This is a genomic window from Salipaludibacillus sp. CF4.18 (assembly GCF_051262595.1).
Classification (GTDB): Bacteria; Bacillota; Bacilli; order Bacillales; family Salisediminibacteriaceae; genus Salipaludibacillus; species Salipaludibacillus neizhouensis.
This window is the reverse complement of sequence record NZ_JBIMEV010000045.1, coordinates 1-16,067: the sequence shown is the minus strand read 5'-3', so window position 1 is coordinate 16,067 and position 16,067 is coordinate 1. Positions and strand designations below refer to the sequence as shown.

Here is a 16,067-nt window from a genome sequence, read left to right as displayed (position 1 = left end):
TAATTTTATTTTAAGTTTTCTTTTTTCTCCATAACATCATCAATGAGACCGTATTTCTTAGCGTCATAAGCATTCATGAAGTTGTCACGATCTGTGTCTTTACGGACTGTTTCAATCGGTTGACCAGTGCGATCAGCCAAAATTTGATTGAGCTTCTCTTTCATTTCAACGATGCGTTTAGCATGGATTTCAATGTCTGAAGCTTGCCCCTGAGTACCGCCTAAAGGTTGGTGAATCATCACTTCACTATTAGGTAAGGCAAAACGTTTTCCAGGTTCACCGGAAGCTAAAAGGAATGCTCCCATAGAAGCGGCCATACCAATACAAATCGTCTGGACTTTTGGTTGAATGAATTGCATTGTATCATAGATCGCCATACCAGCCGTGATAGATCCGCCTGGGCTGTTGATATAAAGAGAAATATCTTTTTCAGGATCGTCGGCTGCCAAGAATAAAAGCTGAGCAACAATAGAGTTTGATACGTTGTCATCGATTCCAGAGCCTAGCATGATAATACGATCCTTGAGAAGACGTGAATAAATGTCATAAGCACGTTCTCCGCGATTCGTTTGTTCAATTACTGTTGGGACTAAATTCATAGTATTGTTCCTCCTTAAATTTATCTCATAGAAATAGTGTGTATCTCTGAAGTATGCTACTATCATAACCTTAAAGGTCAATGAAGGTCAAATAATTTTGCTTGCTTTATTTAAAACTATTTTCTCCACTTTTAATCATTTCCTTTCCTGCATTTTTTCAAACGCCTTCTGTCCTTTTTTTTGTTAATACATGTAAATAAGACTTTTCTATACAAGTTAAAATCAGTCCAATGCTATGCGGTAAAAAGGATTGTTTTCTGAGCGCAACAGAAGATACTTCATGTATAATAGGGGAAAGGGGGCTATTCCGAAATGAGTATGGATTTTGGACTTTTCCAACAACAAACGATGAAACTTGCTATGACAAATGAACTTCGTCAAGCCATTACCATATTGCAATACTCGGCTTTGGACCTAAACGAATACTTACTTGAACAACAGCTTGAAAACCCGCTCATCGAGTTAAAAGAGCAAACTTTTACAGAAGAAGTAGCAAGACAAAAAATGAACGACACACCAATCTATGATGGTAAATCATCATATCAGGGGGAAGATGATTATTCTCCGGTTGATCATATAAGAGAAAACGAAGAAGGTTTACAAGATTACTTGTTAAATCAAATTCGTTTGCTTAATCTCGATAGAAAAACCCGATCGATTGCTATGTACTTAGCCCTTAGTCTCGATCAGAACGGATATTTACATCAATCTGATGCGGAGCTAATGGAAGAAGCCTTTGTCACAGAGGAGACGTTGGAAAAAGGTATGGAAACGTTATTTACTCTTGAACCGTATGGTGTCGGGGCAAGGACCTTGAGAGAATGCTTACTTATTCAATTGAAACATATGGGGATGGAAGACTCCTTAACGGAAAGAGTTGTGAGCAGGCATCTTGAGCTTCTGGCAAAAAATCAATTTAAAAAGATAGCCAAAGCAGAGTTGGTGACGGTTGAGGACGTCCAATTTGTTGCCGATTTTATCAAAACCTTAAACCCAAAACCAGGGGCGGAATTTAATCGGGAAACACCCAAGTATGTCGTGCCGGATGTGACGGTATTGAAAATAAATGAAGACTATGTTGTCAGACTAAATGAACAGAGTGGTCCTAAAATATTTATGAATCGCGATTACGAACAAATGGTTAAAAATAAACAAACTGGTATAGAAAGTTATATGAAACAGAAGTATGACCAATTCAACTGGATAAAGCGCAGTATAGAGCAAAGGCAGCAAACGATCTTAAAAGTTACCAAATCTATTGTGAATCATCAATTCGAGTTTTTTAATTATGGGGCATCTCATCTAAAACCTTTGACGTTAAAAGCAGTTGCAGAAGAAGTGGGGGTTCATGAGTCAACGGTCTCACGAGCAACAACGAACAAATATGTTCAGACACCGAGAGGACTACATGAGCTGAAGTATTTCTTTGTTTCCACTGTTGGACGGGATTCCAGTGAATCGAGCTCTTCTGAAAAAGTAAAAACGCATATAAAACGTTTAGTAAATGAAGAAAATAAACAAAAGCCCCTATCGGATCAAAAGCTTTCTGATTTGCTGAAAAAAGATAATCAAATTAATGTTTCTAGAAGAACACTAGCAAAGTATAGAGAAGAGATGCAAATACCCTCTTCCTCACAACGAAAACGATATTAATAATTGGGTGGGATAAATATGAGCCTCTATTTTTATACGAAAAAAGAATGTCCCTTATGTGATAAAGGATTAGTTCAGCTTGAGATTCTTCAACAAGAAAAAAATTTTAATATCATCATAAGAGATATATATACAGATGATGAATGGTTAGAAAAGTATCAAATTCGTATTCCTGTCGTGGAAACGAAGGAAGGTGCGGTATTAGATGAAGGGGTACTCAGCTTCGAATTACTTTCCAGCAACTACGAAAAGTACATTAGTAAATAGAGGGATTAATTATGAAAATGTTCCCATCAATATAGTTGCTTATCAAACATTTCCTTGATACAATGAATGTATAAGTGAGCCTATGGTTAGCTTATACTATTGTACATAAGGGAATGTCTTTTTTTTCGCCTTATTGGGACGCGATATGTCTATCAGGGACTTTACGTGTCCCGGTTAAAACGTGCGCTAAAAAGGAGAATATGTATGAACGTGCTTTTGGATTTGCAGAAAAAATTATTGCCTGATTTAGTCACAGTTTTAGGGCAACGCTATCGCATTTTGAGATTTATTCGACTCATGCAGCCAATTGGAAGAAGAACTTTAGCTTCTAATCTAGAACTGTCCGAGCGAATTCTTCGCAGCGAAGTAACGTTTCTAAAAGAGCAGGGTCTTGTTGATTTTGCATCTTCAGGAATGACCTTGACCGATGAAGGGAACAATTTACTTGGACAACTTGAAGACGTCATGAAAGAAGTTTTTGACACACGGGCAATGGAAGAAGATTTACAAAAGAAATTAGGAATTCCGGAAGTTCATATTGTTCCCGGAAACAGCGATGAATACTCTTGGGTTCAACAAGAAATGGGCAGAGCATGTGTATCGCTGATAAAAAGAAAAATGATTTCTAAAGAGAATATTCTTGCAGTTACTGGAGGAACATCGATTGCGGCTGTAGCTGAAATGCTGGTGCCGGATTCTGATTTAAAAGAAGCGCTTTTTGTTCCGGCACGCGGGGGACTGGGAGAGCAGGTTGAAAATCAGGCAAATACGATTTGTGCAACGATGGCAAGAAAAGCGATGGGGTCTTATCGGTTGCTGCATGTTCCGGATCAGTTAAGTAAGGAAGCATATGAGTCGCTGATTAATGAAGATTCCGTTCAGCAGATTTTAAAACTGATCAAATCCGCTACAATGGTTATACATGGTATTGGTGAAGCTCAAACAATGGCTGAACGAAGAAATTCTTCCGATGAAGTGCTGCGGAATCTTAAGGATACAAAAGCAGTAGCAGAGGCATTCGGCTATTATTTTAATGAATCGGGCGATATCGTTCATAAAGTTTTGACTATTGGTTTGCAACTGGAGGATCTAAAAAATATTCCTCATGTTATCTCGGTAGCTGGAGGCGCATCAAAAGCACAATCCATCCAAGCTTACATGAAACAGTGTCCAAGTGAGGTTCTCGTCACTGATGAGGGAGCAGCTAAAGAAATACTAAAGTAAATGTATGTTTAAAAAAGATTGATGAAGATAATAGGTTATATATGGTTATTCTAAGGGTTATCCCTTTGAAAATAAATAATTTTCACCACACTTAAGGAGGAATTTTATCATGGCAACAAAAATTGGTATTAACGGTTTTGGACGTATTGGACGTGTCGTATTCAGACAGGCTCTTGCTAATCCTAATGTAGAAGTTGTGGCAGTAAATGATTTAACGGATGCAAACATGCTCGCCCACTTATTGAAGTATGATTCCGTTCACGGAAAGCTTGACGTTTCAGTTGAAGTGAAAGACGGTAATTTAGTAGTTGATGGAAAATTGATTAATGTAACTGCTGAGCGTGACCCTGCAAACCTTTCTTGGGGCAAATTCGGTGCTGAGATTGTTGTTGAATCTACTGGTCTTTTCACAAAACGCGAAGCAGCAGCTAAGCACCTTGAAGCTGGAGCTAAAAAAGTTATCATTTCTGCACCTGCTTCAGACGAAGATATCACAATCGTTATGGGTGTAAACGAAGATAAGTATGACGCTGCAAGTCACCACGTGATTTCAAATGCATCGTGTACAACGAACTGTTTAGCACCATTTGCTAAAGTATTAAATGATAAGTTCGAGCTTAAGCGCGGAATGATGACGACTATTCACTCATACACAAATGATCAGTCTATTCTAGACCTACCGCATAAAGATTATCGTCGTGCTCGTGCAGCAGCTGAAAACATTATCCCTACTTCAACAGGAGCTGCTAAAGCAGTAGCACTTGTACTTCCTGAACTAAAAGGAAAACTTAATGGTGGAGCAGTTCGAGTTCCAACTCCAAACGTTTCCCTTGTAGATCTAACAGCTGAACTTGGAACAAATGTTACTGCGGAAGAAGTTAACGCAGCATTTAAAGAAGCAGCTGAAGGTGAATTAAAAGGGATTCTCGCATTCAGTGACGAGCCTCTTGTTTCTCGTGACTATAACGGAAGTTCTTTTGCATCAACAATTGATGGTCTTTCAACATTAGTAATGGAAGATAACATGGTAAAAGTTATCTCTTGGTATGACAACGAAACTGGTTACTCTACACAAGTAGTAAACTTAGTTGAGTATGTAGCACAGCAAGGAATCTAAGTTTGAAAGAAATTTCTCCATCCTAATCAGTTTCTAGAAAGAGGAGGCGGGCAACGTGTCCTGCCTCCTCTTTTTAGTGTATTATTGTGATTGTGACATAGAATAAAAAGGAGGCGTTCCTCAATGAACAAGAAATCGATTCGAGATATCGATGTAAAAGGTAAACGTGTATTTTGCCGTGTAGACTTTAACGTGCCAATGAATGACGGAGAGGTAACGGACGATACACGAATTCGTGCTGCCCTTCCCACAATTGAGCTTTTAGTCAGCAAAGGAGCAAAAATAATCCTGGCAAGTCACCTTGGCAGACCAAACGGAGAAGCTGTTGATAAGCTTCGGTTAGATCCGGTTGCCAAACGCTTGAGCGACTTGTTGAACAAAGAAGTACTTAAGACGGATTCAGTGTTCGGTGAAGAACCTAAAAAAGCAGTAGCGTCTTTAGAAGAAGGCGACATTGTTTTACTCGAAAACGTTCGTTTCGAAGCTGGAGAAGAAAAGAACGATGCTGAGTTAGCGAAAGAAATGGCTGCTTTAGCTGATGTTTATGTAAATGATGCATTTGGAGCTGCACACCGAGCCCATGCTTCAACTGCTGGTATTGCCAAGCACCTTCCTGCAGTTGCTGGCCTGTTAATGGAAAAAGAGTTGGAAGTGTTAGGTAAAGCAATGGCTAATCCTGAGCGACCGTTCACTGCAATTATCGGTGGAGCGAAAGTAAAGGATAAAATTGGTGTTATTGACAACCTTTTGGACATCGTTGATAACTTGATTATCGGTGGAGGACTTGCTTATACGTTTATAAAAGCGCAAGGTCTTGAAATCGGAAAATCACTTCTAGAGGAAGACAAGATTGATCTAGCTAAACAATTTATGGATAAAGCTAAGAAAAACGGTGTAAATCTCTATTTACCGCAGGATGTTATTATTGCTGATGACTTCGGCGAAGAAGCTAATACACAAATCGTTGATATTGAAAAGATCCCAGCTGATTGGGAAGCGTTAGATATCGGTCCAAAAACGTTAGAAACGTATCAACAAGTTGTCAGAGATTCTAAGCTTGTGATTTGGAACGGACCAATGGGCGTATTTGAATTGAAGAAATTTGCCAAAGGAACAATAGGAGTTGCTGAAGCACTAGCCGAGGCGAATAATACGTACACAGTTATTGGCGGTGGAGACTCTGCAGCAGCTGTTGAGAAGTTTGGTTTTGCAGATAAAATGGATCATATCTCAACTGGTGGCGGAGCATCCCTTGAATTCATTGAAGGGAAAGACCTTCCTGGAGTTATAGCTTTAAACGATAAATAAAACGATCGAAACAAAAAGGAGGAATTTTCATGCGTAAACCAATTATTGCAGGTAACTGGAAAATGAATAAGACAAAATCAGAGGCACTAGCTTTTATAGAAGAAGTAAAGGGTCTTGTTCCTTCAAGCGAAAAGGTAGACTCTGTTGTTTGTGCTCCATATCTATTTCTTGATGCTCTTGTACAAGAAACAAAAGGTACAGAAGTACAAATAGCTGCTCAAAACATGCATTCTGAAGAAAATGGTGCGTTTACAGGAGAAGTAAGCCCTCTTGCTCTTCAAGATTTAGGTGTTACGTACGTGGTTATTGGCCACTCGGAACGTCGTGAACTATTTGGTGAGACAGATCAAAGTGTAAACGAAAAAGTTCATGCAGCCTTCAAGCATGGTTTAACTCCTATTGTTTGTGTCGGAGAAACTCTTGAACAACGTGATGCAAATAAAACAAAAGATGTTGTAACAACGCAAGTTAAAGGCGGTCTTAAAGGTTTATCAGACGACCAAGTGAAACAAACAGTTGTTGCATATGAGCCAATATGGGCTATCGGAACTGGTAAAACAGCTTCTTCTGAAGATGCAAATGAAACTTGTGGAGTTATTCGTGAAGTTATTAGCGAGACGTTCTCTTCAGATGCATCTGAAGCAGTTCGAATTCAGTACGGCGGAAGTGTAAAACCAGCTAATATTAATGAATTATTAGCACAATCCGATATTGATGGCGCCCTTGTAGGAGGAGCAAGCCTAGAAGCGCAGTCTTATCTTCAATTAGTGGAGGCTGGAAATGAGTAAGCAACCTAAAGCATTAATCATTCTCGACGGTTTTGCTCTACGCGCTGATACAACAGGAAATGCCGTGGCACAAGCGAACACACCTAACTTTGATCGGTACTGGAACAGCTATCCTCATGCAACTTTAGAGGCAAGTGGATTAGCGGTAGGTTTACCAGAAGGTCAAATGGGAAACTCTGAGGTAGGTCACTTGAATATTGGTGCAGGAAGAGTAGTCTATCAAAGTCTTACTCGAGTTAACCTGTCAATCAAAGAAAGAGATTTCTTTGAGAACCCCGTATTCCGAGAGGCAATGAAACATGTAAATGAAAAAAATACGGCTCTACATTTATATGGCCTTCTCTCTGACGGGGGAATTCATAGCCATATAGAGCATTTATTTGCTTTATTAGAATTAGCAAAAGACCAAGGTGTAGAAGAAGTTTACGTTCACGGATTTTTAGATGGTCGAGATGTAGGCCCTCAATCTGCCTTGAAGTACATTGAATTACTGGAAGAAAAAATGAAAGAAATTGGCATTGGACGCTTAGCAACCATTCAAGGCCGCTACTACGCGATGGACCGAGACAAGCGTTGGGACCGTGTGGAAAAAAGCTATCGATCTATGGTATATGGCGATGGTTTGAAATTCCGTACTGCAGCAGCAGCTTTAGAGGATTCCTACAAACGTGAAATCAATGATGAATTTCTTCTTCCGTCTGTGATGACAGAAGAAGATGAGACAACACCAATTGGAACGATCAATGATGACGATGGAGTTATTTTCTTTAATTTCCGTCCAGATCGTGCCATTCAAATGTCACAAGTATTTACAAATCCTGATTTTACGAATTTTGAACGTGGAGATCGTCATCCAAAGAATGTTCATTACGTTTGCCTCACGCACTTTAGTGAATCCGTAAACGGGTTTGTTGCTTTCGAACCTACAAACCTAGATAAAGTTCTTGGAGAAGTTGTTTCAGATGCAGGTTTAAATCAATTAAGAATTGCTGAAACTGAAAAATTTCCGCACGTCACATTCTTCTTCAGTGGTGGACGCGAAAAAGAATTTCCAGGTGAAGAACGAGTATTGATTGATTCACCGAAAGTTGCGACTTACGACTTAAAGCCAGAAATGAGCGTGTATGAAGTCACGGAAGCACTTGAAGATGAGATTAACAAAGACAAGCACGACTTGATTATTTTAAACTTCGCTAACCCTGATATGGTCGGACATTCCGGAATGTTGGAACCAACAATTAAGGCGATCGAAGCTGTGGATGAGTGTCTAGGCAAAGTAGTTGATTTAATTACTGAAAAAGGTGGAAAAACGATTATTACTGCTGATCACGGTAATGCTGATGTTTTAATCACCGATGAAGGTACACCTATGACGGCTCATACTACCAATCCAGTGCCTGTTATTCTCACAGATGAAAAGTTAGAGCTTCGTAAAGATGGCGTACTTGGAGATCTTGCACCAACGTTGCTTGAATTACTTAAAGTTGAACAACCTAAAGAAATGACTGGTAAAACATTGATAAAGCGGTAATAATAGAGATTAAAGGTGTTACAATAATGTAAATGAAGCTCTGTTATCGCCCAGTGCTAGATACACATCTTAGACCACAAGCGAAACGAGCCAACGGAAATTAGGTCCAATAGCCCGTAAGTGACAGGTCTTACTGGTATCAGCATTAGTGAATAGCAGCAACAAAAAATAAGGAGTGTTTTTGTTTATGACAATAATTACAGATGTTTATGCACGTCAAGTATTGGACTCTCGCGGGAATCCAACAGTAGAGGTAGAAGTTCATGTAGAAAGCGGTGCATTTGGACGAGCTATCGTACCAAGTGGTGCTTCAACTGGTGAATATGAAGCAGTTGAACTTCGTGACGGCGGAGACGCTTGGATGGGTAAAGGCGTTACAAAAGCAGTAGAAAATGTGAATGATGTTATTGCACCAGAACTAGTAGGTTTTGACGCATTGGATCAGCTTGGAATTGACCAGTTGATGATCGAACTTGATGGTACTCCTAACAAAGCTAAATTAGGAGCTAACGCGATCCTTGGTGTTTCTATTGCTACTGCTCGTGCAGCTGCTGAAGCACTTGGCTTGCCATTGTATGTTTACCTTGGAGGATTCAACGCCAAAACGTTACCTACTCCAATGATGAACATTATTAATGGTGGAGAGCACGCTGACAATAACGTAGACATTCAAGAATTCATGATTATGCCAGTTGGCGCAGAAAGCTTCTCACAAGCGCTTCAAATGGGTGCTGAGATCTTCCATAATCTTAAAAAAGTACTTAGTGGTAAAGGTTATAATACTGCAGTAGGTGACGAAGGTGGATTTGCACCTAACCTAGGATCGAATGAAGAGGCTCTTTCTACAATTATTGAAGCTATAGAATTAGCTGGATATAAGCCAGGTGAAGATATTCAATTGGCTATGGATGTTGCAGCTTCTGAAATTCACGAAGACGGTAAATACCATCTAAAAGGTGAAGGTGTTGTGAAAACATCTGCCGAAATGGTTGATTTTTATGAAGAACTTTGCAACAAATATCCTATCATCTCGATTGAAGATGGTCTTGATGAAAACGACTGGGAAGGTTTCAAATTGTTGACAGAAAGATTAGGCGATCGTGTCCAACTTGTTGGGGATGACTTATTCGTTACAAACACTGAGAAACTTTCTAGAGGAATCAAAGAAGGAATTGGTAATTCCATCTTAATCAAAGTAAACCAAATTGGTACATTGACTGAAACTTTTGATGCTATCGAAATGGCTAAACGTGCTGGTTATACAAATATCATTTCTCACCGTTCTGGTGAAACAGAAGACAGCACAATTGCAGATATTGCAGTGGCTACAAACGCTGGACAAATTAAAACAGGTGCTCCTTCACGTACAGACCGTGTAGCGAAGTACAACCAACTTCTACGTATTGAAGATGAGCTTCAGTTCATCGGTCAATATGCTGGACGTAAAGCGTTCTACAATTTAGATAAGTAATAGATGATGAACCCCGAGTCCTCTTTGTAGGATTCGGGGTTTTTTTGAAAGGAAGTATAAGATGACAGCTACCTTCATGCCGTACGTAGCAAGGGAAACCCACCTCCTTTCCAGAGTAGCACCTACACACACTCGTAGGTGCTATCGGGGCGCCAGAAGCTGACGCTGATTGTAATAAAAGACGGCTATGCCGTTTTTCTTACAAGAATTTATAAGTTTACAGCTATCTTTACGCCACGCGTGTCAAGGGAAACCCACCTCCTTTCGAGTAGCACCTACACACACTACGTAGGTGCTACTCGGGGGTGGCGAAAGATAACGATGTATTTAAGAAAAGACGCTACGCGTTTTTCTTATGTATCACAGTAAATCTTAACGATGTTCTTGATTCAAAAGGGGATTCATGTTATATTCTAAAAAGGTTTAGATGTCGTTTTGGAGGTGGACATATGGAAGCACTTGCATCCATTTTACTTGTAATTGTATCAATATTATTAATTTGCGCAGTTTTACTGCAATCAGGAAAAAGCGCAGGATTATCCGGAGCTATTTCTGGTGGTGCAGAGCAGTTAGTCGGGAAGCAGAAAGCACGTGGTGTTGAGGCCGTTCTAGTTAAGGCAACCGTCGTACTTGGTACTCTGTTTTTCTTGTTAACGTTATCTGTGGCGTTTTTCATGTAGTGAGAAGTTGTACAAGCAGTGGACATTTTGTCTGCTGCTTTTTGTATGTAGGTTCAAAAGTCAGGAAAAAATCCGTGTTGTATCTCTGCGTAGTCTCGGGTCTTCGCGTTATAATCAGGTCTGGGTCTACTTTCTACTTCTTTATCACTATAAGTTTAAGAATACATAGCTGTTACTATGCTTACATTTTAATTTCACCAAAATATACTGCTATGGTGCCTTCCTGATTAGATAGCAGGGGAAATAGAAAAATGTGATTATTTTCCTTTGTTTTTGGGAATATAGGTAAAAAGGTGTGCATCGAACAAGCTTCGCATGACGGGGTTCGTCAATATCATATAGAAAGAAGGTTCATCAAGGAGTGATCATAATGATTGGGTGTCTTGTCATACACGGTTTTGCTGGCACTAGGGATGAGATTGCAGATATTTGCGAACACCTTGAACAGAAAAATTGGTTAGTATACTGCCCAGAGCTTCCAGGACATGATGGAACTAAGGAATCAATGAAATCGGTGACTTATAAACATTGGATTTTCAAATCAAAAGTAGCTCTGGAAGAACTTCTGGCCAGGTGTGACAAGGTCTATGTGATCGGTTTTTCTATGGGCGGGGTCATCGCAAGTTATTTAGCTTCACGTTATCCCATCGATAAGCTAGTTTTGTTAAGTTCAGCGGTTTATTATATTAATCCTAAACAACTTGTACAAGACGTGAAAGGCTGGTTTTTAGAAGGGATACGAGGAGAATTAGATCAAGATGAACTGTACCAATTTTATCTGGAAAAAGTAAAAAGAACGCCCGTGTCTGCAACATTGGAGTTTGCAAAGATGGTTAGAAAACTTCGAAATCATCTGGATCAAATAACGGTACCTACTCTGATTATACATGGAGAAAATGACGGACTAGTCCCAGAGAAAAGTGCGCAATATATTTATAATCATATTCAGTCTGCAGATAAGCGATTGTATTTTTTTCCGGAGGCAAAGCATCACATCTGGTTTGGGGAACAAAAACAAGAACTACTTGATACTATAGAATCATTTTTTGAAGAGGAAATGGAAATGGAAGAGACTATCTATTAATAAATTAACTCTATTCAAGCAAGAAAGGAAGAAAGAAACATATGATGAAAATTTCACAGCCAAAACCATTTACAATAGAGGCAGGTAAGCGTGCCGTTTTACTTCTTCACGGATTTACCGGAAATTCTGCGGATGTTCGGATGCTTGGAAGATTTTTAGAGAAAAAAGGGTATAGCTCTCATGCTCCTCATATGAAGGGACATGGTGTTCCACCAGAGGAGTTGGTTCAAACGGGACCGGAAGATTGGTGGGACGATGTACTCGCCGGTTATCATCTCCTAAAAGAGGCCGGGCATGAAGAAATTGCCGTTGCAGGATTGTCACTAGGAGGCGTATTTTCCTTAAAGCTTGGGTACACACTACCTGTGAAGGGTATCATTCCCATGTGTGCCCCTATGTATATTAAAAGTGAAGAAGTCATGTATCAAGGTGTATTAGAATACGCCAGAAAATATAAAAGGTATGAGAAAAAATCAAAAGAACAAATAGAAGCAGAAATGAAAGATTTCGAAAAAACTCCGATGGACACATTAAAGGCTTTGCAGGAGTTAAATAAAGAAGTACGTAATAATATAGATATGATTTATGCACCAACCTTTGTTGTCCAAGCACGCAATGATGAGATGATTAATACCGATAGTGCAAATATTATTCATGATGCGGTCGAATCTGATAAGAAAAAACTTAAATGGTATGAAGAATCAGGACACATTATCACACTAGACAAGGAAAGAGATCAATTGCATCAAGATGTGTACGCTTTTTTGGAAGAATTGGATTGGAACGAATGACCTCCAAATTCTTCCCCCTCAAGAGGTGCGTGGCAGCTTAGACTGTGATCTCCATATGAAAGGAGAACATTGAAATGAGTAAGTTAACAAAGGAAGACGTCCTTCACTATATGAAAACTGAGTCGGACAAGCCCTTATCCACGAAGGATTTAGAGGCTGTATTCAGTTTGGAGGATTCTCAGGATTACAAAGAGTTTATTAAAATACTCAATGAATTAGAAGAAAGTGGTGATCTCGTTCGTACGAGAACGAATCGCTACGGTTTACCTGAAAAAATGGATTTAATTCGCGGCGATGTCATTATGCATGCGAAAGGTTTTGCTTTTGTGAAAACAGAAGAAGGCATGGATGATGTGTATATTTCCGGTTCAGAAATGAACTCAGCAATGAATAAGGATAAAGTACTTGTAAGGTTGCAGCAAAAATCAAATGGCTCCCGTCCAGAAGGAACGATTATTCGTATTTTAGAACGAGGAGTTACACAAACAGTAGGTACGTATGTCGATGATAAACATTACGGCTTTGTCGTTTCCGATGACAAACGGATACCAAACGATATTTTCATCCCGAAAAATCAAGCTTTAGGGGCTGTAGATGGTCATAAAGTGCTCGTAGAAATCACGAAATACCCGGAAGATCGAAAGAGCGCAGAAGGACATGTTGTGAAGGTTCTTGGTCATAAAAATGATCCAGGAGTGGATATTCTATCGATCATTCATAAACATGGGTTACCCGGTGAATTCCCTCAGGAAGCCATTGATCATGCCGATAGAGTACCGGATGAGATAGATCCTAAAGATTTAGAGGGACGTCGTGACCTGCGCGATGAAACGATCGTTACCATTGATGGGGCAGATGCAAAAGACTTGGATGATGCTGTTCAAGTGAAAAAACTCGATAACGGAAACTATAAATTAGGCGTCCATATTGCTGATGTGACTCATTACGTGAAGGAAGGTTCGGCGATCGATAAAGAAGCCTATGAGAGAGCAACAAGCTGTTACTTAGTTGACCGTGTTATTCCAATGATTCCGCACCGGTTGTCCAATGGGATATGTTCCCTAAATCCTCAAGTAGACAGGTTGACTTTATCGTGTGAAATGGAGTTTTCACCAAAAGGCGAAGTCGTCCATCACGACATTTTTGAATCAGTCATTAAAACAAACGAACGAATGACTTATACAGATGTTCGTAAAATTCTATTAGAAGAAGATGAAGAAGTTTCAAAACGTTATGAGTCACTTATTCCATTTTTCAAGGGTATGGAAGAGTTAGCTGAAATTTTAAGAAATAAGCGTTTCAGTCGCGGTGCTATCGATTTTGATTTTAAAGAAGCAGGAGTCAAGGTTGATGAAGAAGGTACTGTAACGGATATTGTGATGCGTGAGCGAAGTGTAGCGGAACGTCTTATCGAAGAATTCATGCTTGCGGCGAACGAAACAATCGCGGAACATTTCCATTGGATGAAAGTACCTTTCGTCTATCGTATTCACGAAGATCCAGATGAGGAAAAACTAAACAAATTTTTGGAGTTCATCACAAACTTTGGTTATATGGTTAAAGGAACGTCGAATACGATTCACCCTCGAGCTTTACAAGAGTTACTTCAACAAGTAAAAGGGGAACCAGAAGAAGCTGTGATTAGTACAGTCATGCTTCGGTCCATGAAGCAAGCAAAATATGATCCAGAAAATATTGGTCATTTCGGTTTATCCGCGGATTTCTATACTCATTTTACGTCCCCAATCCGCCGTTATCCCGATTTGATTGTTCATCGATTAATTCGGACGTATTTGATCGAGAAGAAAACGGATGATAAGACGATCGAAAAGTGGAACGAGAAGCTTCCGGAAATTACGAAGCACTCCTCTGAAATGGAACGTCGTGCAGAAGATGCATCCAGAGAAACAGATGAGCTGAAGAAAGTCCAGTATATGGAAGACAAAATCGGACAAGAATACGAAGGAATTATCAGTGGTGTGACAAACTTCGGTTTGTTTGTTGAATTGCCAAACACGATTGAAGGCCTAGTACACGTCAGCTATTTGACGGATGACTATTACCATTACGATGAGAAACAATATGCCATGATCGGAGAGCGCACAGGTAATGTGTTCCGTATAGGTGATGAGATGGAAGTCCGCGTGACAAATGTGAATGTCGAAGAACGCATCATCGACTTTGAAGTTGTAGGCATGAAGAAGCGTAAAGAAAGAAGTAATGACCGTCCAAAAGTCATTGAAGGCGGTAACCGTAAAAAGCGTCGACTTGGTGGCTTAACTACGAGTGAAGAGAAAAAAACTGGCGACAAAACAAGCGGTCGTAAGAGAAAGAGAAAGAATAAAGCGTTCCACGAAGATGCACCAAAGGGTAAACGAAATAGAGGTAAGAAGAAAAAGAAGTAACATATAGGTGGCAAAGCTCATCATTGAGATGGGCTTTGATTATTTACAAAGACGGCTATGCCGTTTTTCTTATTCTCCTGATTGAAGCAACAGGGGAATTTTGGTATGATTAGTTCACGAGGTAGAGGGAAAGGATGCAGGAAATATGGCAGCAGAAGGACAACTCATCGCACAAAATAAGAAAGCCAGACACGATTTTCATATTGAAGAGACGTATGAGGCGGGAATGGTACTGACTGGCACGGAAATCAAATCGATTCGAAACAGACGTGCAAATTTAAAAGACTCCTTTGCTAGAGTTTCGCAAGGAGAAGTTTATCTTCATAATTTGCATATTAGTCCTTATGAGCAGGGGAATCGGTATAATCATGATCCTGTCCGGACGCGCAAGCTTTTGTTGCATCGTAAACAAATTAATACGCTAATTGGACTGAGCTATCAAAAAGGGTATACTCTCGTTCCGTTAAAAATTTATATTAAAAACGGTGTAGCAAAGGTGTTAATCGGACTAGGTAAAGGAAAGAAGAAATACGACAAGCGTGAAGACTTGAAACAGAAAGATGCGAAGCGTGAAATACAGCGGGCCTTCAAGGATAACCAGCTTGGAAGAGAATAGACAGGTTCCTTAGAGGTGGCGAAGCTTTCCAGTTGACCACACATACTCATGTGTTATAATAAGAATTGTTGTTAAGGAAAATAAATATAAGCGATTGTTCAAAGCATGTTTGGACATTTCCTATATATATCCTTGATGTTCTCACCTTACAGGGGGACGTTCTGGATTCGACAGGGATAGGTCGTGCTTAAGTGGCGAGTCGAGCTGGGTGTCCTCGTATAAAACGCCCATCGCCTACAGTTGGCAAACAAGATAACGATTTCGCTTTAGCAGCGGCGTAATAACCCTGTTAGCGGTTCCTCCCTTCATCACCCATGTGAAGGAATAGGGACTCACTCAAGTGGGATACGCCTGGCGCTCTCCACCTGAGGGCAATAGGAAGAGATGAATCAGGTTAGCCTCACAGAAGCCTGTTAGTTGGCTGAAATGACGGCGAATTGCTAATAAACTGACTACACTCGTAGATGCTTATGTTGCGTTATCTCTGGACGTGGGTTCGATTCCCACCGTCTCCACCAAATACATATTTGGTG

14 protein-coding genes and 1 other RNA gene are annotated in these 16,067 nt (G+C 39.9%); 14 read left to right on the top strand and 1 reads right to left on the bottom strand.

Translation table 11 applies throughout. The annotated features are described in order from the left end of the window. Window positions 1-5: 5 nt before the first annotated feature. Window positions 6-599, bottom strand: coding sequence for an ATP-dependent Clp endopeptidase proteolytic subunit ClpP (gene clpP, locus ACHABW_RS19850; RefSeq protein ID WP_110938758.1), 594 nt, complete (start codon window positions 597-599; stop codon window positions 6-8). A gap of 312 nt (window positions 600-911) precedes the next feature. Between clpP and rpoN the strand changes: the two genes are divergently transcribed. From rpoN to ssrA, 14 genes are all read left to right on the top strand, one after another. Continuing rightward, window positions 912-2,252, top strand: a complete 1,341-nt coding sequence (rpoN, locus tag ACHABW_RS19845) for an RNA polymerase factor sigma-54 (protein WP_435757880.1) — start codon at window positions 912-914, stop codon at window positions 2,250-2,252. Between the two features lie 18 nt (window positions 2,253-2,270). Then, the gene (locus ACHABW_RS19840; protein WP_435757878.1) at window positions 2,271-2,519 is read left to right on the top strand and encodes a glutaredoxin family protein; all 249 of its coding nucleotides are present in this window, start codon (window positions 2,271-2,273) and stop codon (window positions 2,517-2,519) included. 204 nt (window positions 2,520-2,723) lie between these two features. Then, entirely contained in the window at window positions 2,724-3,743 is a 1,020-nt protein-coding gene (locus ACHABW_RS19835; RefSeq protein WP_435757876.1) for a sugar-binding transcriptional regulator, read from the top strand. 109 nt (window positions 3,744-3,852) lie between these two features. Next, entirely contained in the window at window positions 3,853-4,860 is a 1,008-nt protein-coding gene (gap, locus tag ACHABW_RS19830) for a type I glyceraldehyde-3-phosphate dehydrogenase (protein WP_435757874.1), read from the top strand. 123 nt (window positions 4,861-4,983) lie between these two features. After that, window positions 4,984-6,168: a phosphoglycerate kinase gene (locus tag ACHABW_RS19825; RefSeq protein WP_435757872.1), complete on the top strand. Its 1,185-nt coding sequence runs from the start codon at window positions 4,984-4,986 to the stop codon at window positions 6,166-6,168. Between the two features lie 29 nt (window positions 6,169-6,197). Next, window positions 6,198-6,956, top strand: coding sequence for a triose-phosphate isomerase (tpiA, locus tag ACHABW_RS19820; RefSeq protein ID WP_435757870.1), 759 nt, complete (start codon window positions 6,198-6,200; stop codon window positions 6,954-6,956). Then, window positions 6,949-8,487, top strand: coding sequence for a 2,3-bisphosphoglycerate-independent phosphoglycerate mutase (gpmI, locus tag ACHABW_RS19815; RefSeq protein WP_110938765.1), 1,539 nt, complete (start codon window positions 6,949-6,951; stop codon window positions 8,485-8,487). Before tpiA ends, gpmI begins: the two co-directional genes overlap by 8 nt. Window positions 8,488-8,674: 187 nt before the next feature. Next, window positions 8,675-9,958 carry a phosphopyruvate hydratase gene (gene eno / locus ACHABW_RS19810; protein WP_110938766.1) on the top strand — a complete coding sequence of 428 codons (1,284 nt, stop codon included), beginning with the start codon at window positions 8,675-8,677 and terminating at the stop codon, window positions 9,956-9,958. A gap of 449 nt (window positions 9,959-10,407) precedes the next feature. After that, window positions 10,408-10,638 carry a preprotein translocase subunit SecG gene (gene secG, locus ACHABW_RS19805; protein ID WP_435757867.1) on the top strand — a complete coding sequence of 77 codons (231 nt, stop codon included), beginning with the start codon at window positions 10,408-10,410 and terminating at the stop codon, window positions 10,636-10,638. A 370-nt stretch (window positions 10,639-11,008) separates the two neighbouring features. After that, window positions 11,009-11,722, top strand: coding sequence for an alpha/beta hydrolase (locus ACHABW_RS19800; RefSeq protein ID WP_435757865.1), 714 nt, complete (start codon window positions 11,009-11,011; stop codon window positions 11,720-11,722). Between the two features lie 44 nt (window positions 11,723-11,766). Beyond that, window positions 11,767-12,513, top strand: a complete 747-nt coding sequence (locus ACHABW_RS19795; protein ID WP_435757911.1) for an alpha/beta hydrolase — start codon at window positions 11,767-11,769, stop codon at window positions 12,511-12,513. A gap of 74 nt (window positions 12,514-12,587) precedes the next feature. Then, window positions 12,588-14,918, top strand: a complete 2,331-nt coding sequence (rnr, locus tag ACHABW_RS19790) for a ribonuclease R (protein ID WP_435757863.1) — start codon at window positions 12,588-12,590, stop codon at window positions 14,916-14,918. 145 nt (window positions 14,919-15,063) lie between these two features. After that, window positions 15,064-15,534 carry an SsrA-binding protein SmpB gene (gene smpB, locus ACHABW_RS19785; RefSeq protein WP_435757861.1) on the top strand — a complete coding sequence of 157 codons (471 nt, stop codon included), beginning with the start codon at window positions 15,064-15,066 and terminating at the stop codon, window positions 15,532-15,534. Between the two features lie 152 nt (window positions 15,535-15,686). Further along, window positions 15,687-16,052, top strand: a transfer-messenger RNA (tmRNA) gene (ssrA, locus tag ACHABW_RS19780). Window positions 16,053-16,067 lie beyond the last annotated feature (15 nt).